Source organism: Pseudomonas farsensis, from assembly GCF_014268805.2.
Taxonomy (GTDB): Bacteria; Pseudomonadota; Gammaproteobacteria; order Pseudomonadales; family Pseudomonadaceae; genus Aquipseudomonas; species Aquipseudomonas farsensis.
Map to the genome: position 1 here is coordinate 406,826 of NZ_JABWRF020000001.1, position 19,183 is coordinate 426,008.

The 19,183-nt window shown below is 63.2% G+C and carries 15 protein-coding genes; 3 read left to right on the forward strand and 12 right to left on the reverse strand.

The features are described from left to right. Positions 1-56: 56 nt before the first annotated feature. The 6 genes from gcsR to arcD (HU719_RS01905) form a co-directional block, all read right to left on the reverse strand. On the reverse strand, positions 57-1,565 hold the full coding sequence (gene gcsR, locus HU719_RS01880; RefSeq protein ID WP_186536905.1) for a transcriptional regulator GcsR: 1,509 nt from the start codon (positions 1,563-1,565) through the stop codon (positions 57-59). A 353-nt stretch (positions 1,566-1,918) separates the two neighbouring features. Further along, entirely contained in the window at positions 1,919-2,287 is a 369-nt protein-coding gene (locus tag HU719_RS01885) for a DUF5064 family protein (protein WP_186536904.1), read from the reverse strand. Between the two features lie 57 nt (positions 2,288-2,344). Beyond that, complete coding sequence (gene arcC / locus HU719_RS01890) at positions 2,345-3,274, reverse strand: carbamate kinase (protein WP_186520847.1); 930 nt, start codon at positions 3,272-3,274, stop codon at positions 2,345-2,347. Between the two features lie 123 nt (positions 3,275-3,397). After that, complete coding sequence (locus tag HU719_RS01895) at positions 3,398-4,408, reverse strand: ornithine carbamoyltransferase (RefSeq protein ID WP_186520846.1); 1,011 nt, start codon at positions 4,406-4,408, stop codon at positions 3,398-3,400. A 69-nt stretch (positions 4,409-4,477) separates the two neighbouring features. Further along, positions 4,478-5,731: an arginine deiminase gene (arcA, locus tag HU719_RS01900; RefSeq protein WP_186520845.1), complete on the reverse strand. Its 1,254-nt coding sequence runs from the start codon at positions 5,729-5,731 to the stop codon at positions 4,478-4,480. Between the two features lie 23 nt (positions 5,732-5,754). Continuing rightward, entirely contained in the window at positions 5,755-7,182 is a 1,428-nt protein-coding gene (arcD, locus tag HU719_RS01905) for an arginine-ornithine antiporter (RefSeq protein ID WP_186520844.1), read from the reverse strand. A gap of 429 nt (positions 7,183-7,611) precedes the next feature. Here arcD (HU719_RS01905) and arcD (HU719_RS01910) point away from each other — a divergent pair, with 429 nt between their 5' ends. Beyond that, positions 7,612-9,039, forward strand: coding sequence for an arginine-ornithine antiporter (arcD, locus tag HU719_RS01910; RefSeq protein ID WP_186536903.1), 1,428 nt, complete (start codon positions 7,612-7,614; stop codon positions 9,037-9,039). Positions 9,040-9,044: 5 nt separating this feature from the next. On the opposite strand, the gene HU719_RS01915 is transcribed toward arcD (HU719_RS01910), so the two are convergent. The 6 genes from HU719_RS01915 to gap all read right to left on the reverse strand — a co-directional run bounded on the left by HU719_RS01915 (position 9,045) and on the right by gap (position 16,089). Then, on the reverse strand, positions 9,045-9,464 hold the full coding sequence (locus HU719_RS01915) for a YbaN family protein (protein ID WP_186536902.1): 420 nt from the start codon (positions 9,462-9,464) through the stop codon (positions 9,045-9,047). 50 nt (positions 9,465-9,514) lie between these two features. Then, entirely contained in the window at positions 9,515-10,108 is a 594-nt protein-coding gene (locus HU719_RS01920) for a biliverdin-producing heme oxygenase (RefSeq protein WP_186536901.1), read from the reverse strand. A gap of 334 nt (positions 10,109-10,442) precedes the next feature. Continuing rightward, a complete protein-coding gene (locus HU719_RS01925) occupies positions 10,443-13,031 on the reverse strand; it encodes a TonB-dependent receptor (RefSeq protein WP_186536900.1) in 2,589 nt (862 codons plus the stop codon). 130 nt (positions 13,032-13,161) lie between these two features. Next, the gene (locus tag HU719_RS01930) at positions 13,162-14,124 is read right to left on the reverse strand and encodes a FecR family protein (protein WP_186536899.1); all 963 of its coding nucleotides are present in this window, start codon (positions 14,122-14,124) and stop codon (positions 13,162-13,164) included. A gap of 79 nt (positions 14,125-14,203) precedes the next feature. Next, positions 14,204-14,716 carry a sigma-70 family RNA polymerase sigma factor gene (locus HU719_RS01935; RefSeq protein WP_186520838.1) on the reverse strand — a complete coding sequence of 171 codons (513 nt, stop codon included), beginning with the start codon at positions 14,714-14,716 and terminating at the stop codon, positions 14,204-14,206. A 371-nt stretch (positions 14,717-15,087) separates the two neighbouring features. After that, positions 15,088-16,089, reverse strand: a complete 1,002-nt coding sequence (gene gap / locus HU719_RS01940; protein WP_186520837.1) for a type I glyceraldehyde-3-phosphate dehydrogenase — start codon at positions 16,087-16,089, stop codon at positions 15,088-15,090. Between the two features lie 263 nt (positions 16,090-16,352). On the opposite strand from gap, the gene edd reads away from it, so the two are divergent. After that, positions 16,353-18,179, forward strand: coding sequence for a phosphogluconate dehydratase (gene edd, locus HU719_RS01945; protein ID WP_186536233.1), 1,827 nt, complete (start codon positions 16,353-16,355; stop codon positions 18,177-18,179). Continuing rightward, positions 18,176-19,135 carry a glucokinase gene (locus HU719_RS01950; protein ID WP_186536231.1) on the forward strand — a complete coding sequence of 320 codons (960 nt, stop codon included), beginning with the start codon at positions 18,176-18,178 and terminating at the stop codon, positions 19,133-19,135. Before edd ends, HU719_RS01950 begins: the two co-directional genes overlap by 4 nt. Positions 19,136-19,183: the final 48 nt, after the last annotated feature.

Here is a 19,183-nt window from a genome sequence, read left to right on the forward strand (position 1 = left end):
GGGTCACCATTTTTGCAGCCATCTGTGTCCTAAAAGATTAGGAAAAGTCTGATTTTTCAGGGCTTGCCAGGGATACCGTACTTGCGCAGCCGCTGTGCGATAGCGGTGTGGGAGGTTTGCAGGCGCCCTGCCAGTTGCCGGGTCGAGGGGTAGCTGGCGTACAGCCGCTGCAGCAACTCACGCTCGAAATCGCCCACCGCCTGCTCCAGGCTGGCCACTTCGCCGTCGTGCCCACGGGCGACCGAGGTGCCGGCAATGTCCAGGTCGCCGATGTCCACCAGGGTGCTTTCGCAGATGGCGGCGGCGCGGAAGATCACGTTCTGCAACTGGCGCACGTTGCCAGGCCACGGGTTGGCCAGCAGCGCCGAATGGGTGGCGGGGGTCAGCCGGCAGGCCGGGCGCTGGATCTGGGTGCAGGCTTGCTGCATGAAAAAATGCGCCAGCATGAGGATGTCCTGGCCACGGTCGCGCAGTGGCGGCACCTGCAGGTTGAGCACGTTCAGGCGGTAGAACAGGTCTTCGCGGAACGTGCCGTCGGCGACCATGCGCTCAAGGTCGCGGTGGGTGGCACTGATGATCCGCACATCGACCTTGACCTCGCGGTCGCCGCCCACCCGGCGGAAGCTGCCGTCGCTTAAAAAACGCAGCAGCTTGGCTTGCAGGTACGGCGACATTTCGCCGATCTCGTCGAGAAACACGGTGCCCTGGTTGGCCAGCTCCATCAGCCCGGGTTTACCCCCGCGCTGGGCGCCGGTGAAGGCGCCGGGGGCGTAGCCGAACAGTTCGCTCTCGGCCAGGCTTTCGGGCAGCGCTGCGCAATTGAGGGCCAGAAACGGCGCGCCGCGCCGGCTGCTGATGGCGTGGCAGGCGCGCGCCACCAGCTCTTTGCCAGTGCCGGTTTCGCCGTGCACCAGCAGTGGCGCATCCAGGGCCGCCACCCGCAAGGCGCGGGCCTTGAGGGTGCGGATGGCCGGGGAGTCGCCAAGCATGGCGTCGAAGCCTTCGGCATGGTCGTGGTGCAGCGCCGATAGCCGCTCGCCCATGCGCGTGGGCGGGTACAGCGTCAGCAGGCCGCCTGCGTTGGTAATGGGCGTGGCGTCCAGCAGCAGGCTCTGGCCGTTGAGCTGCATTTCGCGCATGGGCAGGTGGAAGTTGTTGTCGCGCAGGGTTTGCAGCAGTTCGGGGTCGCCGAACAGCTCGCCGATCGAGCGCCCGGCCGATTCACGCCCGCACAGGGCGATCAGCGCCGGGTTGGCCAGCAGGACCTGGCCTGCGCTGTCGACGGCCAGCACCGGGTCGCTCATCGCCGCCAGCAGGGCGTCGAGTTGCAGGTGGCGGCGTTGGCCGGGAAGAATGTCGACCACTTCCACCGACTGCACGCCGCGCACCTCGAACAGCGCATCGTGCAGTTCTTCGAGCACGGCAGGGCTGAGGGTCGGGGCGTCGATATAGACGTTGGGCGGGACCATTTCCACGGCATCGAGGTTGAGGTTGCGGGCACCGAGCAGGGCCAGGACTTCCTGGGTAATGCCGACGCGGTCGATGAAGCTGACGTGGATGCGCATGGGGAGGCGAAGGTTGTGGCCGGGGAGGGCAGTAGTATGCCTTGGGGGCCGGGTTAAGCCTATTGCAGTGCCAATGCCGAGGGATGCGCGCAGCCTGTTCCGGCCTCATCGCAGGCTGGCGCCAGCTCCCACAGGGATCTCGGCCAGCCCTCAATATTGCGGCGATACGCGGTTTCTGTGGGAGATTCTATGGTTTTGTACAAGCCCGCTCGCCACAACTCTCTATCATTTCCCACAGGATTGGGTCCAACCCGCAATGTTGCGGTTGAACATGGCCTCTGTGGGAGCTGGCGCGAGCCTGCGATGAGGCTGGAACAGGCTTGCGCAAAGCATGGGGGTGAGGAGTGCCTGCCCTACTGCAAATGCTCAGGCTTGATCGGGTCGCCGGACTTCACATCCAGCTTGGCGCGGATATCCTCGAACATGGCGTCGTACAATTTGTGCGGCGAACCCAGGCTTTCGAACTTCTTGCCTTCGGGCAGGTAGGACTGAGCCTTGCGCGTGGTAATGCTGAGAAAGCTCGGCAACACCTGGTCCTTGGTCAGGAAGAACTTCTCATCCACCGGCTTGCCTTCGATGCTGCCATGCATGCGGAACTCGATGCCGCGGCCTTCCCTGGGGTCTTGGGCTACTTCGTAATTGATGTTGAGCTCGTAGCTGTAGTCGTTGCTGTTCAGCGCTGTGCGCATGATATGGACATGACCAGGTTGGAACTGCGCCACGGTGAAATCCTCCGCAAAGTGTGAAAACGGCCGGCGCCAGGCACCGGCCAACTGCATTCAACGGTAGCTGATCCCCGGCTGGGCCGTAGACACCCGCGTGCCGGCAGTGCCTTTGACGATAGCCTCGATGTTCTCCAACGAGCTGATCACCGCGACTTTGCCGGTGTGGCGCGCAAAGTCGCACGCAGCCTGTACCTTCGGCCCCATGGAACCTGCGGCAAAGCCGAGTTTTTCCAGCTCGTCGGGGTGAGCCTGGGCGATGGCCTTTTGTGTCGGCTTGCCAAAATCAATGTAGGCGGCATCCACGTCGGTGGCGATTATCAAAAGGTCGGCTTCCAGTTGCTCGGCCAGCAGCGCCGAGCACAGGTCCTTGTCGATCACCGCCTCGATGCCCTTGAGCTTGCGGTTCTCGTCGTACATGGTCGGAATGCCACCACCGCCTGCACAAATCACGATGCTGCTTTTTTCCAACAGCCACTTGATCGGGCGGATTTCGAAAATGCGCTTGGGTTTGGGGCTGGCGACCACACGCCGGTACTTGTCACCGTCTGGCTTGACCACCCAGCCCTTTTCCTTGGCCAGGCGTTCGGCTTCGTCCTTGCTGTAGACCGGGCCGATGAATTTGGTCGGGTCCTGGAATGCCGGGTCGTTGGCGTCGACCTCGACCTGGGTGAGCAGGGTGGCGAACGGCACTTCGAAGTCGAGCAGGTTGCCGAGTTCCTGTTCGATCATGTAGCCGATCATGCCTTCTGTTTCGGCGCCGAGCACGTCCAGCGGGTAGGCCTCATCGGGCTTGTAGGCCATGCCCTGCAGCGACAGCAGGCCCACTTGCGGGCCGTTGCCGTGGGCGATTACCAGCTCGTTGCCGGCATGGATTTTTGCGATCCGCTCGGCGGCGGTGCGGATATTGCTGCGCTGGTTGTCGGCGGTCATCGGCTCGCCGCGACGCAGCAGGGCGTTACCGCCCAAAGCAACCACGATACGCATGGGGAAGTCCTTCAGTGGGGCTGTGGGGCGGTTCCGTGGGAGCGGGCTTGCCCCGCGATGGCGTCGCAGCAGCAGACGCTATCGCGGGGCAGGCCCGCTCCCACAAGGAACCTGCCTTTGGCGTTACAGGTCTGCCAGGGTCGACACCAGGATCGCCTTGATCGTATGCATGCGGTTTTCTGCCTGCTCGAAGGCGATGCAGGCGGGCGACTCGAACACGTCGTCGGTGACTTCGATGCCGTTGGCCAAGTGCGGGTACTGTTCGGCGATCTGTTTGCCCACCTTGGTATCGCTGTTATGGAACGCCGGCAGGCAATGCATGAACTTGCTGCGCGGGTTGCCGGTGGCTTTCATCAGCTCCTTGTTGACCTGGTAGGGCAGCAGTTGCTGAATGCGCTCGCCCCACGCCTCGACCGGCTCGCCCATCGACACCCAGACATCGGTGTGCACAAAGTCCACCCCCTTGACCGCCGCTTTCGGGTCTTCAGTCAGGGTGATGCGCGCGCCGCTTTCTTCGGCGTACTTGTGGCAGCGTTCGACGAGGTCGTCATGGGGCCACAGCGCCTTGGGGGCGGCGATGCGCACGTCCATGCCCAGCTTGGCGCCGATCAACAGCAGCGAGTTGCCCATGTTGTTGCGTGCATCGCCCAGGTAGGCATAGCTGATGTCGTGCAGCGGCTTGTCGCTGTTTTCACGCATGGTCAGCACGTCGGCGATCATTTGCGTGGGGTGATACTCGTCGGTCAGGCCGTTGAATACCGGCACCCCGGCGAACTTGGCCAGCTCCTCGACGATTTCCTGCTTGAAGCCGCGATACTCGATGGCGTCATACATGCGCCCAAGTACCCGGGCGGTGTCCTTCATGCTTTCTTTGTGGCCGATCTGCGAGGAATTGGGGTCGATGTAGGTGACATTGGCGCCTTGGTCGTAGGCCGCCACCTCGAACGCGCAGCGGGTACGGGTGGAGGTTTTTTCAAAGATCAGGGCAATGTTGTTGCCCTTCAGGTGTTGCTGCTCGGTGCCGGTGTACTTGGCGCGCTTGAGGTCGCGCGACAGGTCCAGCAGGTAACGCAGCTCGCGGGTGGTGTGGTGTTCGAGGCTGAGCAGGTTACGGTTATGGATGTTGAACGCCATGATGATTCTCCTTAGGTTCGGTAATCGCCAGGCCGGCGCCGGGTGGGCGCCCGCCTGGGTCAGTGGACGTTAGTAATCGATAGGGTCGCGCACGATTGGGCAGGTCATGCAATGGCCGCCGCCACGGCCCCGGCCGAGTTCGCCGGCACTGATGGTGATGACCTCGATCCCGGCCTTGCGCAGCAGGGTGTTGGTGTAGGTGTTGCGGTCGTAGCCGATGACCACGCCCGGTTCCAGGGCCACCACGTTGTTGCCGTCATCCCACTGCTCGCGCTCGGCGGCAAAGCTGTTGCCGCCGGTCTCGACCACGCGCAGCTTGACGCCCAACTGCTCGCCCACCACCTCGATGAACGACTTGTTGATACGCCGCACATCCATGCCGTACGGCTTGGTTTCGTCCGGGCGAATGATGAACGGCACGATCTCGCTGACCACTTCCGGGAAGACCGTCACCAGGTCGCGGTCGCAGAAGCTGAACACGGTGTCCAGGTGCATCGCCGCACGGGATTTGGGCAGCCCGGCGACGATCACTTCCTTGACCGCGCCTTTCTCGAACAGGCTCTGCGCCAACTGGCCAATGGCCTGGCGCGAAGTGCGCTCGCCCATGCCGATCAGCACGATGCCGTTGCCGATCGGCATGACGTCACCGCCTTCGAGGGTGGCATTGCCGTGCTGCTTGTCCGGGTCGCCGTACCACACCTGGAAGTCGGCGCCGGTGAACTCGGGGTGGAACTTGTAGATGGCGGTGGTCAGCAGGGTTTCCTGGCGTCGCGCCGGCCAGTACATGGGGTTCAGGGTGACGCCGCCGTAGATCCAGCAGGTGGTGTCACGGGTGAACTGGGTGTTGGGCAGTGGCGGCAGGATGAAACTTGAGTGGCCGAGGTAGTCGTTGTACATCTTGACCACATCGGCGCCTTCGCTCTGCGGCAGGTCCTGGCCGGCGACACCGCCAATCAGGAACTCGGCCAGGTGGCGTGGCTCCAGGCCTTCGAGCCAACTGCGGACTTCGCTGGTCAAGCCCAGGCCGACGGTGTCGGCGGTGATCTTGCGGTCCAGAATCCACTTCAGCGCTTCGGGCTGGCGGACGATGTCGGTGAGCAGGTTGTGCATCTCCAGCACATCGACGCCGCGCTCGCGCATCTTGGTAACGAAGTCGAAGTGGTCGCGCTTGGCCTGGTCGACCCAGATCACATCGTCGAACAACAGTTCGTCGCAGTTGCTCGGGGTCAGGCGCTTGTGCGCCAGGCCCGGGGAGCACACCATCACTTTGCGCAGTTTGCCGGCCTCGGAGTGGACGCCGTATTTCTGTTTCTCAGTGGACATGGTCTATTCCTCCAGTAAAGGGGTCACAAGGTCAGGAAGCCGTCGTAGAGCCCATAGGCGGCTACCAGCGCGCCGATTACCACGGCGGCGAAAATGAGCTTTTCAAGGCTGGTGAAGATCGGCTGGCCCATCTCGTGCTTGGCCTTGGCGAACAGGATCGCGCCAGGGGCGTACAGCAGCGCCGACAGCAGCAGGTACTTAACGCCGCCCGCATACAGCAGCCAGATGGCGTACACCAGGGCGATGCCGCCGATGATCAGGTCCTTCTTGCGCTCGGCCAGGGCCTGTTCGTAGGTCTCGTTGCGCCAGGCAAGCAGCACCGCGTAGGCCGCCGACCACAGGTAAGGCACCAGGATCATCGAGGTGGCGAGGTAGATCAGCGACAGGTAGGTGCTGTTGGAGAACAGCGTGATCACCAGGAAGATCTGCACCATGGCGTTGGTCAGCCACAGGGCGTTGGCCGGCACCTGGTTGGCGTTCTCGCGGCGCAGGAACTCCGGCATGGTGTGGTCCTTGGCGGCGGCGAACATGATCTCGGCGCACAGCAGCACCCACGACAGCAGCGCCCCCAGCAGCGAGATGATCAGCCCCACGCTGATCAGCACCGCGCCCCAGTGGCCGACCACATGCTCAAGCACGGCGGCCATCGATGGGTTCTGCAGCTTGGCCAGTTCTGGCTGGGTCATCACCCCCAGCGACAGCACGTTCACCAGCACCAGGAACAGCAGCACGGTGACGAAGCCGATCACGGTCGCCTTGCCGACATCGGCGCGTTTCTCGGCGCGTGAAGAGAAGATGCTTGCGCCTTCGATGCCGATGAACACCCACACGGTGACCAGCATCATGTTGCGCACCTGGTCCATCACACTGCCCAGCTCCGGCGTGCCCACCGCCCAGATGTCGGCGGTGAAGATGTCGAGCCGGAAGGCAAACAGGCAGATCAGCGCGAACAGCGCCAGCGGCACCACTTTGGCCACGGTGGTGACCAGGTTGATGAACGCTGCTTCCTTGATGCCGCGCAGCACCAGAAAATGCACCGCCCACAGCAGCACCGAGGCGCCGATTACCGCTGCTGGGGTATTGCCTTCACCGAACACCGGGAAGAAATAGCCCAAGGTGCTGAACAACAGCACGAAGTAGCCGACGTTGCCCAGCCAGGCGCTGATCCAGTAGCCCCAGGCTGAGGAAAAGCCCATGTAGTCACCGAACCCGGCCTTGGCGTAGGCGTACACCCCGCCGTCCAGGTCAGGCTTGCGATTGGCCAGGGTCTGGAACACGAAGGCGAGGGTGAGCATGCCGACTGCGGTGATGGCCCAACCGATCAAGACAGCACCGACGCCTGCACTGGCGGCCATGTTTTGCGGCAGCGAGAAGATGCCGCCACCGATCATCGAGCCGACGACAAGTGCAACCAGTGCACCCAGTTTGAGTTTTCCGGGAGAATCAGACATTTATTGACTCCGTGCCAGGAGAAAGTTGACATCAGATTAAATCTGACGCCTTTACCATTCGCTGATTTAGATCAGGTCATGCCCACATGAAGGTACGGAAAAATCCTTCATGCGACTCCTGGAGGATGCCGACAGCTCTGCTGCAGGCCTTGTGCGCTGGCACCTCCATGTCTTTCCAAAGCAAACACTCCGTTTCACCTGCGAACTTTCAAACTAGTCGCTTTTGCCTGTTTCGCAAATTGTTCACTTAAAAACGCGGTGGACTGCGCAAGACCAACATTTATCGGCTAAAAACTCGGTAATTACCGCGTTTTTGATAGACGCTATGGCTATCAATACACCCGGTTTGATTGCCATTGGCGCTTGTTATCGCGCCGTTAGTTAACGTGCTGTTTCAGCGTTATTACAAATAGGCCTCAAGGAGGCGCAATGAGCGAACCCGGACATAAACTGCGCCTTGGTGCACTGATCGCGCTGGTGGTCGGCTCGATGATCGGTGGCGGCATCTTCTCGTTGCCGCAAAACATGGCCGCACGCGCAGATGTGGGCGCGGTGCTGATCGGCTGGGGTATCACTGCCGTCGGCATGCTGGCGCTGGCGTTCGTGTTCCAGACCTTGGCCAACCGCAAGCCCGAACTGGACTCGGGGGTGTATGCCTACGCCAAGGCCGGGTTTGGCGACTACATGGGGTTCTCGTCGGCATGGGGTTACTGGATCAGCGCCTGGATGGGCAATGTCGGTTACTTCGTGCTGTTGTTCAGCACCTTGGGTTTCTACTTTCCGGCTTTTGGCGAGGGCAACACGCCACTGGCCATCGGCTGCGCCTCGCTGCTGTTGTGGGCGGTGCACTTTCTGGTGCTGCGCGGCATCAAGGAGGCCGCGTTCATCAACCAGGTGACCACGGTGGCCAAGGTGCTGCCGTTACTGTTGTTCATCGTCATTGCCGCGTTTGCTTTCCGCGCCGATATCTTCACCCGCGATATCTGGGGCTTGAGCAACCCGCAGTTCGGCAGCGTGCTGGAGCAGGTGCGCAACATGATGCTGGTGACAGTCTTCGTGTTCATCGGCATCGAAGGCGCCAGCGTCTATTCAGGCCGGGCGCTGCGCCGCTCGGATGTCGGCAAGGCGACGGTGCTGGGGTTCCTCGGGGTGCTGGCGCTGCTGGTGCTGGTCAACGTGCTGTCGCTTGGGGTAATGACCCAGCCTGAGCTTGCCGGGTTACCGAACCCGTCGCTGGCCTCGGTGCTTGAGCATATCGTCGGGCCGTGGGGGGCGTTGCTGATCAGCATTGGGCTGGCGGTTTCGTTGCTTGGGGCACTGCTGTCGTGGGCGTTGCTTTGCGCTGAAATTCTGTTCGCTACCGCCCGCGACCGCACCATGCCGCGTTTTCTGGCCCGCGAGAACGCCAACCACGTACCGGCCAACGCACTATGGCTGACCAACAGCATGATCCAGGTGTTTCTGCTGATTACCTTGGTGTCGGCAGGCACCTATACCAGCCTGATCTACCTGGCGTCATCGATGATTCTGGTGCCGTATTTCTGGTCGGCGGCCTATGCGGTGTTGCTGGCGCTGCGCGGTGAAAGCTATGCCGGCCAGCCAGGTTTGCGCCGCAAGGACCTGCTGGTGGGGCTGGTTGCGTTGCTGTACGCGGTGTGGCTGCTGTATGCAGGCGGGCTCAAGTACGTCTTGCTGTCGGCGTTGTTGTACGCGCCTGGGGTGATCCTGTTTGCCCGGGCCAGGCATGAGCAGGGGCAGCGTTTGTTTACCGGGTGGGAAAAGCTGATTTTCGCCCTGGTGCTTGCCGGTGCCGGGGTGGCGGCATATGCGTTGTATAGCGGAGTGCTGAGCCTATAAGCAGGCTATTTGCCAGCGGCTTGGTCGATGCCTGTGGGGGTGGGTAGTTGTTCCGGGCGCGACCAGATCCACAGGTTACCCAGGGCCATACCGCCGATTGCCAGATACACCGGCCAGCGCAGGCCAAGCACAACCAGCATGATGCCGGCGCACAGCAGCATGCTCAGGGTGGCGCTGACCTTGGCCCGGCGCTTGATCACCTTGCCATTGCGCCAGTTGTAGATGATCGGCCCGAACAACCGGTGGTTCTCCAGCCACGCCGACAGGCGCGGGGAGCTACGTGTCGCGGCCCAGGCGGCCAGCAGAATGAACTCGGTGGTCGGCAAACCAGGGATGACGATGGCCACAAGGCCAATGCCCAGGCTCACATAGGCCAGGATCGCATACAGCAGGCGGGACAGTTTCGAGCGGGCTATTCGGGTCATGGTCTCACTGCAACAGTGCGGCCCCCCGCTGGGGGCCCGGGTAAAGCGTGTCAGGCCAGCGCGGCGTCTGCGGCGTAAGCCGCTTTGAGTAGTTCGGTGAAACGCTCGAAGGCGGCGACTGCGCCCCGTTCGGCGGCGGCGTCTTCTTCGGCCGACAGCTCCAGGCTGTCGAGAATACGGGTGAACTGTTTCCAGCCTTCAGCGCGGCCACCGGCCGGCTCACCGAGGTGACGGGCGCCGAACGTATCGGACAGCTCCAGCGCCACGGCGCGTTTGATCAAAAACGCGGCGCCCAGTTTGGAGCCTTCGGAGACGAAGATCCAGCCCAGCGCTTCACCCAGGCTTGGGCTGTGCAAGGCGCCGGGGTGTGCGGTGGGCACTTCGGTGCCGAGGTCGGCGAGGTCCAGGCGGGCCTGGTCGGCGCGGCAGCGCGCTGCCAGGTCCGGGATGATGGCGATCAGTTGCGGGGCGGTGTACAGCGCTTGCAGCTCGGACTGGAACAGGTACTGGGCGACGACAAAGCGGGCGAAGCTTTCGCGGCTGTCGAAAGGCTTGTGCGACTTCACCAGCGCATCCAGCTCGGTGTGCGGGGCGTGGGTCACCTGGTTGAGGCGTTGCGAGCGCAGGGTTGGGCGATCGGTCATGGGTAATCCTTGATTGATAGGGCGTCTAGTGACAAGACGAAGCAGCGGGTCAGGGACAGTAAAAAAACCGCCGGCAAAACCGGCGCGAGCCCGGCGATTCTTGATGGTGCGCACATCCTGGGGCCGCTTCGCGACACACAGGGCATGTCAGCGGGGATTTTCCTGTGGGAGATCCTATGGTTCTGTGCAAGCCTGCACCGGCCTCATCGCAGGCTGTCGCCAGCTCCCACAGGATCTGGGCAAGGCCTCAATACTGCGGCTGCGCGCGATCTCGGTGGGAGCTGGCGACAGCCTGCGATGAGGCCGGTGCAGGTTTGCAAAGAGCAGATGTAGATCAGATATCCCACACCACATTGACGGCGAAGTTGCGCCCCGGCATGGTCAGGCGATCAAGGTTGGCCGGTTGGGTCACCGAGGCTTCACCCTGGGCGTCATAGCCGCGCACGTCATCCCACTGCCAGTATTTCTTGTCGGTCAGGTTGTACAGGCCGGCATTGACGGTGACGTCGTCAGTGACCTTGTAGAAACCGCTCAGGTCGAGCACGCCGTAGCCCGGTGTGCGGAACCGCTTGCTGCTGCCGTCCGGGGCGAAGAAGCTGGTGTCGTCCACGCGGTCCTTGCGCTTGACCAGGGTCCAGCTCAGCAGGCCGCCGTAAGTCTGCTGTTCATAGCCCAGGCCGATCACGGCGGTCAGCGGGTTGACGCTGTTCAGCGGCTCGCCGCTATCGTCGTTGCGGCCCTGGGCGTAGGCCACCGAGCCTTGGGTGTACAGGCCCGGCAGCGCGCCGAAGTGCTCGAGGTTGAGGCGGCCCTTGGCCTCGGCGCCCTTGATGGTGGCGTGCTTGATGTTGCTGGCCTGGAACTCGGAGGTCAGGTCGGAGGCCTTGACCGCGTCCTCGTTGATGAAGTCGCGGTACTTGTTATAGAACACTGCCACATCGAAGTTGCCTGCCTCGAAGTTGCCGCGCAGGCCGGTCTCGTAGCTCTTGCTCTTTTCCGGCTCAAGGTTCGGGTTGGGCACAACGCTGTACCCCAGGGTCGTGTTCTCGAAGCGGCCGTACATAGACTTGGCGGTCGGCGTGCGGAAGCCTTCGGCATAGGAGCCGTACCAGGTGTAGTGGTCGTTGAACGCGTAGGTCACGCCGAACTTGGGTGACAAGCGGTGCCATTTCTTCGCGGAATCATCGAAATCGGTGGCGCCCGTGGCCAGGCCGGCTTGCACGCCTAGCAGGAATTCGTCGGTCATTTCCGGTTTCAGGTGGGTGTAGTCATAGCGGGCACCGGGCAGGAAGGTCCAGTTGTTCCAGCGGATTTCATCTTGGGCAAACAGGCTGTAGGTGTTGATGGTCGGGGCGGGGAAATCACTGACCGGTGCCTGGCTGTCGCGGGGCAGGACCTGGCCGATGGCAGTGCACAGCCCGCCGACGTTCAGGCAGGTGCCGGTGCCCTGGCGCAGGCCGGTGACTTTCTCGTGCTTGAGGGTGGTGCCGTAAGTCAGCAGGTGATCGGTGGCGCCAATGCTGAAGGCCTTGTCGAACTGGGCGTCGAGTACCCACTGGCGGTCTTTGTAGGTGGTCTGACGGTCGCGGAACATCTGCCGCCCGCCAGTGAAATACAGTTCCTCGGTGCGCTGATCGGTCTTGGCGATCTGGTAGTTCAGGCTCCACTTCATATGGTCGGCCAGCAGGCTGTCGAGGCCGAACTCCTGGTTGATACCCAGCCGCTCGCGGGTGATGGTGTCGCTGCCCTGGCGCATGCGGTACGAGTTGAAAGCAGGGAAGCCAGGAACGAATGGCCCGCCCACGGCGTTGAGCAGGTTCTGGTCGCGGTCGTCTTTGTAGTGCTCGTAAGTTAGCCCCAGGCGCGCGTCATCGGCGTAGTTCCAGCCGAGCTTGGCCAGCACGTTGGTGGTGCGCGCATCGGCCGGGTTGGCCGCGGTGCGCTCAAGGCCGGTGCCGCCGCGTTCACCATAGGACTCGGTCTCATGGCCCTTACGTTGGCTCAGGTGCAGCAAACCGTCGAAGTCGCCTTGGCGGCCGGCAACGGTGGCCGAGGTCAGCCAGCTTTCGTCGGCCGAGCTGTAGCCGGTTTTCAGGCGCGCACCGAGATCCTTGCCGGGCTTGATGATGTCCTCCGGGTCGAGGGTGAAGTAGCTGACGGCGCCGCCGATGGCATTGCTGCCGTACAGCACCGAAGCCGGGCCGCGCAGAATCTCCACGCGCTTGATGATCTCGGGGTCGACATAGTTGCGCTGTGTCTGGGCGTAAGGGCCGTAGAAGAAACTGTCAGGAATCGACACCCCATCGACCTGGGTGAGAATGCGTTCACCGTCGATACCGCGAATGTTGTAGCCGTTCAGGCCGCTGCGCTGGCCGACGCCACCCACCGACACGCCCGGTTCGTAGCGCACCAGTTGCTTGATGGAATTGACGTTCTGCCGGTCGAGCTGTTCGCGGCCCTGAACGCTGACGGTGCTTGGCACCTGGCTGACGTCCTGGGCACTGCGGGTGGCGCTGACGGTCATCTGTTGCAGGGCGATGACGTTGCCTGCCGTCTGACGCTCCAGCACCACATTGCCGTTGCCGATCTTGCGGTAGCCAAGGCCCGTGCCTTGCAACAGGCGCTGTAGTGCCGCTTCCGGCGTGAGCGCGCCGCGTACGCCCGGCGACGCTACCCCGTCGGCCAGCTCGGCGCTGAAGCCGACCTGCCAACCGGTCACCGCGCTGAACGCATTGACTGCCGACACCAGCGGCTGTTGGGCAATGGCGAAGCGGTAGTCGCCCATTCGCGGGCTGTTGGCCTGGGCGGGTTCGGCTGCTGCCGCGGGCAGGCTGCCAGCGGCGCTGGCGAGCAGCGCCAGGGTTAACAGCGAAAGCTGGCCGCAACGGGCAGTAATAGACGGGCGGGTTGGACCTGAGGACATCGAAAGCGCTCCCTGTCACGCAAGGTTATAGGCGTTGGTTGTTCCCGAATTCGAGGTTTCGAACGAGAATCAGTCGTATTGGCTATAACGAGACGGGCGGGGCGTGGTGATCGCGTAAAAAAACTTTGGGTCAGTTGAGAATGACCAGTGCGGGGTATTCGTGCAGCTGCGCCGAGGTGATGTGGGCGAGGGCGCGCAGGGTTTGCAGCGGCTGGTCGAGGCGGTAGTTGCCGGTGACGGCCACCTGTTCCAGCTGGGCGTTGCGGTTGATGATCCAGCCTGGGTAGTAGCGCTGCAGTTCGGCCAGCACCTGGCTCAGCGGGCAGTTCTCGAACACCAGCCGGCCATCGACCCAGGCCAGTTCCTGGCGCAGGTCCGGGCGCTGGCGCGGGCCGAAGCCCTGGGGGCCGACGCTGATGCTGTCGCCGGCACTGAGGCGGATGCGTTGGTCGGTGCTGCCTTGCAGGTCGACATCGCCACGCTGCACCCGCACCTGGGCTTCGCCGTCCAGGTAACGCACGGCAAAGTCGGTGTCGCTCACACGTGCGCGCAAGGGGCCAGCTTGCACTTCCAGCGGCGGCTGGCCATTGCCGGTCACTTCGAAATACGCCTCGCCTTGCAGCAACCGTGCAACCGGACGGGCGCCGTGCAGATCGCTGGCAAACGCCGAGTTGGTGTTGAGCAGCACGTTGACGCTGTCGCCCAGTTGCAGGCGCTGGCGCTCGCCGACCACGGTGAGATGGTCGGCCTGCAGGCGCACCGGCAGGTTGCCGAAGGTGAACAGCCCGACCAGCAACAAGGCGGCGGTGGCCAGCGGTTTCCAGTGGCGGCGTACGCGCCTGCCGAGCGAGCGGCGGCGGTTGTTGTGCAGCTCTACTGCAGCCTGGCGCAAAGGCGCGCCGTTCCACAGCGCTTCGGCCTCGACATAGGCTTCGGCGTTTTGCGGCTCTGCGCCCAGCCAATGCTCGAAGGCTTCGGTGTCCTGCTCGCTGGCGCACTGCAGGCGGATCAGCCAGTCCATCGCCTGTTCGCGGGCACGGGCGCGGGCTTGCGGCTCGGCAGGTGTCGGGCGAGAGGAGGGCTGGTCAGTCACGGGGAGTCCTTGGGCAGCATGTGCTGCGCATGATCAGTGCAGGCCCTGCGTATGGCAAGGCCTTTGCGGCGCGCGCGGGTCACTGGTGACGGTTGGCAACGCCCATGCAGATGGCCATGATCAGTTTCAATTCCTTCTGGACGGTGCTGGCCGAAACCTTCAGCTGTTCGGCAATTTCCAGGTAGCTGGCGCCGTGCAGGCGGCTCTGGATGAAAATCTGCTGCTGGCGTTCGCTCAACTGGCCGAGGCTGATGCTCAGGTGCTTGAGCAGTTGTTCGGCCGCGGCGGCGTCTTCGCTGCTGCCCGCCGGGGCGGCGACGTTGTGCAGCACCTGCTCGGGTAGGTCATCGACCAGCAAGCGTGCCTGCACCCGGCGGGCGCGCAGGTGGTCCAGCGCGAGGTTGCGCGCGGTCTGGAAAACGAAAGGTTCGAGGTGCTCGATGGGGCGCTCGCCCAAGGCGCGGGTGACCCGCAGATAGGTTTCCTGCAGCAGATCCTCGGCGGTGCTCGGGTTGCCCACCATACGTTGCAGGGTGCGCAACAGGCTGAGGCGCTGGGTGAGGAACACTGAATTGAAGCGAGACTGACTCACGGGGAAACCTGACCGTCCGGGGTTAATGATAATGCTTATCATCCGTAGGCGCGGTCAAGCGGGAATATGTCACAAAGGGATAATGGTTAAAGCACTCCGCGGGTTCTGGGTGCGCAGTTATGTGCAGAGCTGTTGCGGCCTCATCGCAGGCCCTGCTCAACCGCACATTGCTGGTTGGACCCAATCCTGTGGGAAATGACAGAGCGTTGTGGCGAGCGGGCTTGTCCCGCGTTGGGCTGCGCAGCAGCCCTGAAAACAAGGGCTGCTGCGCAGCCCAACGCGGGCAAGCCCGCTCGCCACAAGGAGATATATCTGGCGGGAACAGGCTTGTACAAAACCATAGAATCTCCCACAGGATAATTCCGGCCCGGCTACCTGGCCTGGAACAACGCCAGGCAGTTGTCGAGCATGCGGTTGGAGAAGCCCCACTCGTTGTCATACCAGGCCAGCACCTTGAGCATGCGCCCGTTGGCCTTGGTGTGGTTGGCATCGAAGATCGACGACAACGGGTTGTGGTTGAAGTCGCAAGACACCAGCGGCAGCGTGTTGTAGCCCAGCACACGGGAATGCCGGCTGGCTTCGAGCATCACCTGATTGACCTCTTCGGCGCTCGCCTCGCGCTTGAGGTTCACCGTCAAATCCACCAGCGACACATTGATCACCGGGACCCGCACCGCCATGCCGGTGAGTTTGCCTGCCAGCTCCGGCAGCACCAGGCCCACCGCCTCGGCAGCGCCGGTCTTGCTCGGGATCATCGACTGGGTGGCAGAGCGCGCCCGGTACGGGTCGCCGTGGTACACATCCGTCAGCACCTGGTCGTTGGTGTAGGCATGAATGGTGGTCATCAAGCCTTGCTCGATGCCGAACTCGCGGTGCAGCACCTGGGCCACCGGGGCCAGGCAGTTGGTGGTGCACGAGGCGTTGGAAATAACCTGGTGGCTGGCGCGCAGCACGTCGTGGTTGACGCCGTACACCACCGTGGCATCGGCGCCCTTGGCCGGCGCGCTGATGATCACCTTGCCGGCCCCGGCGCTGATGTGCGCGGCGGCCTTGGCGCGGTCGGTGAACAAGCCGGTGCACTCGAATACCACATCGATACCCAGGGCTTTCCAGGGCAGCTCTGCCGGGTTGCGGATGGCACTGACGGCAATGCGGTCACTGTTGACGGTGATGCTTTCATGGTCGGCTTCAACGTTTGCGTCGAAAATGCCGTGGACGCTGTCGTACTTGAGCAGGTGGGCGTTCATCGTGCTGTCGCCCAGGTCGTTGATGGCGACGACCTGCAGGTCCTGGCGATAGCCTTGCGTGTAGAGTGCGCGCAGGACATTGCGCCCGATGCGGCCGAATCCATTGATGGCGATGCGAAGGGTCATGGCGTTACCTCTGGCAGTCGGGTGAAGCCTGTGGCACAAAGAGCAGCTTCACTGAAACGGTTTTGTTATTGGAATTACAAGATTATGCACTGCTGGATAGAAAACAAGCCTTTTTAGTGGCAGTATTTTGTTAAATCTACAACGAGTGGTCGGGAAGCCGCTCCACGGCTGCGCCAGGCATGCTGTTATTGAGCCTAGGCCGCAATCGTTTGGAGGGACAATTCCCCTGAGGCCCGCCCTTACCGTCAGCCTGGAGTCAGTACATGCACCCGCGCATCCTTGAGGTCACCGAACGGCTGATCGCCCGCAGCCGCCGTACCCGTGAACGCTACCTTGAGCTGATCCACGGCGCGGCCAGTGACGGCCCCATGCGTGCCAGCCTGCAATGCGCCAACTTCGCCCACGGCGTGGCCGGTTGCGGCGGCGAAGACAAGCAGACCCTGCGCCTGATGAACGCTGCCAACGTGGCCATCGTCTCGGCCTACAACGACATGCTCTCGGCCCACCAGCCGTACCAGCACTTCCCCGAACAGATCAAGCAGGCCCTGCGCGAAATTGGCTCGGTCGGCCAGTTTGCAGGTGGCGTGCCGGCGATGTGCGATGGCGTCACCCAGGGCGAGCCGGGCATGGAGCTGGCTATCGCCAGCCGCGAAGTGATCGCCATGTCCACCGCCATTGCACTGTCGCACAACATGTTCGATGCGGCATTGATGCTGGGCATCTGTGACAAGATCGTGCCGGGCCTGATGATGGGCGCGCTGCGCTTTGGCCACCTGCCGACCGTGTTCGTGCCGGGCGGGCCGATGGTGTCGGGCATTTCCAACAAGGAAAAAGCCGATGTACGCCAGCGTTACGCCGAGGGCAAGGCCACCCGCGAGCAACTGCTCGAATCGGAAATGAACAGCTATCACAGCCCCGGCACCTGCACCTTCTACGGCACCGCCAACACCAACCAGCTGGTGATGGAAGTGATGGGCCTGCACTTGCCCGGCGCCTCGTTCGTCAACCCTTACACGCCGCTGCGCGATGCCCTTACTGCCGAGGCGGCGCGCCAGGTCACGCGCATGACCAAGGCCAGCGGCAGCTTCATGCCGATTGGGCAGATCGTCGACGAAAAAGCGCTGGTCAACTCCATCGTGGCCCTGCACGCCACCGGCGGCTCGACCAACCACACCCTGCACATGCCGGCAATTGCCCAGGCTGCCGGCATCCAGCTGACCTGGCAGGACATGGCCGACCTGTCCGAGGTGGTGCCGACGCTGTCCCACGTCTACCCCAACGGCAAAGCTGACATCAATCACTTCCAGGCCTGTGGTGGCATGGCCTTCCTGATCCGCGAGCTGCTCGATGCCGGCCTGTTGCACGAGAACGTCAATACCGTCGCCGGGCCGGGCCTGCGCCGCTACACCCAGGAGCCCTTCCTCGAGGATGGCCAGTTGGTCTGGCGCGAAGGCACACCGCACAGCCTCGACGAGACCATCCTGCGCCCCGTGGCGCGGCCGTTCTCGGCTGAAGGCGGGCTGCGGGTGATGGAAGGCAACTTGGGGCGTGGGGTGATGAAGGTGTCTGCGGTGGCCCCCGAGCACCAGGTGGTCGAGGCCCCGGCGCGGGTGTTCCATGATCAGCAGTCGCTGGCCGATGCCTTCAAGGCCGGCGAGCTTGAGTGCGATTTCGTCGCCGTGGTGCGTTTCCAGGGCCCACGTTGCAATGGCATGCCCGAGCTGCACAAGCTCACGCCGTTCCTCGGCGTATTGCAGGACCGTGGCTTCAAGGTGGCGTTGGTGACCGATGGGCGTATGTCTGGCGCTTCGGGCAAGATTCCGGCAGCCATCCATGTGTGCCCTGAAGCCTTCGATGGCGGCCCGTTGGCACGGGTGCGCGATGGTGACAGAGTGCGTGTCGATGGTGTCGAAGGCACCTTGCAGATCATGGTGTCGGCTGAAGAACTAGCCGCCCGCGAGCTGCCGGCGCCGCCCCAGGGCAACGACCTGGGCTGCGGGCGCGAGCTGTTCGGCTTCATGCGGGTGGCGTTCAGCACCGCCGAAAAAGGCGCGAGCGCCTTCACTTCGGCACTGGAGAACCTTGAATGAAGGCTTTGCTGGTGGGTGACATTGGCGGTACCAACGCCCGTTTTGGCCTGTGGCAAGGCAACCAGCTGCATGCGGTGCAGGTGTTTGCCACCGCTGACTACACCAGCCCCGAGCAAGCCATCGGCGCCTACCTTGCCGACCAGCACATCGCCCCCGGCGGCCTTGCGGCGGTGTGCCTGGCAGTGGCGGGGCCGGTGGACGGCGATGAGTTTCGTTTTACCAACAACCATTGGCGCCTCAGCCGCACGGCGTTTTGCCGCACGCTGCAAGTCGAGCAACTGCTGCTGATCAACGACTTTACCGCGATGGCGCTGGGCATGACCCGCCTGAACGAAGGGGAGTATCGCGAAGTCTGCCCCGGCCAGCCCGACCCGTCGCGCCCAGCGCTGGTTATCGGCCCAGGCACCGGGCTGGGCGTCGGCAGCCTGCTGCGGCTGGGCGAGCGACACTGGATGGCGCTGCCGGGGGAGGGCGGGCATGTCGACTTGCCGGTCGGCAACCTGCGCGAGGCGGCGATCCATCAACAGATTCACCGCCAGATCGGCCATGTCAGCGCCGAAACGGTGCTCAGTGGTGGTGGCCTGGTGCGCTTGTACGAGGCCATGTGTGCGCTGGATGGCGACACCCCCACGCACCGTACTCCGGCGCAGATCACCGACGCAGCACTGGGCAACGAGCCGCGGGCGCTGGCGGTGGTGGAGCAGTTCTGCCGGTTTCTGGGGCGCGTGGCGGGCAACAACGTGCTGACGCTGGGTGCGCGCGGCGGGGTGTATATCGTCGGTGGAGTGATACCGCGTTTTGCCGAGCTGTTCCTGCGCAGCGGTTTTGCGGCTAGCTTTGCCGACAAAGGCTGCATGAGCGGTTACTTCAGCGGGGTGCCGGTGTGGCTGGTGACCGCTGAGTTTTCCGGGTTGCTGGGGGCGGGGGTGGCGTTGCAGCAGGCGTTGGATCAGTAAACCTCATCGCGGGGCAAGCCCGCTCCCACGGTCGGTGAGGGCGCCAAC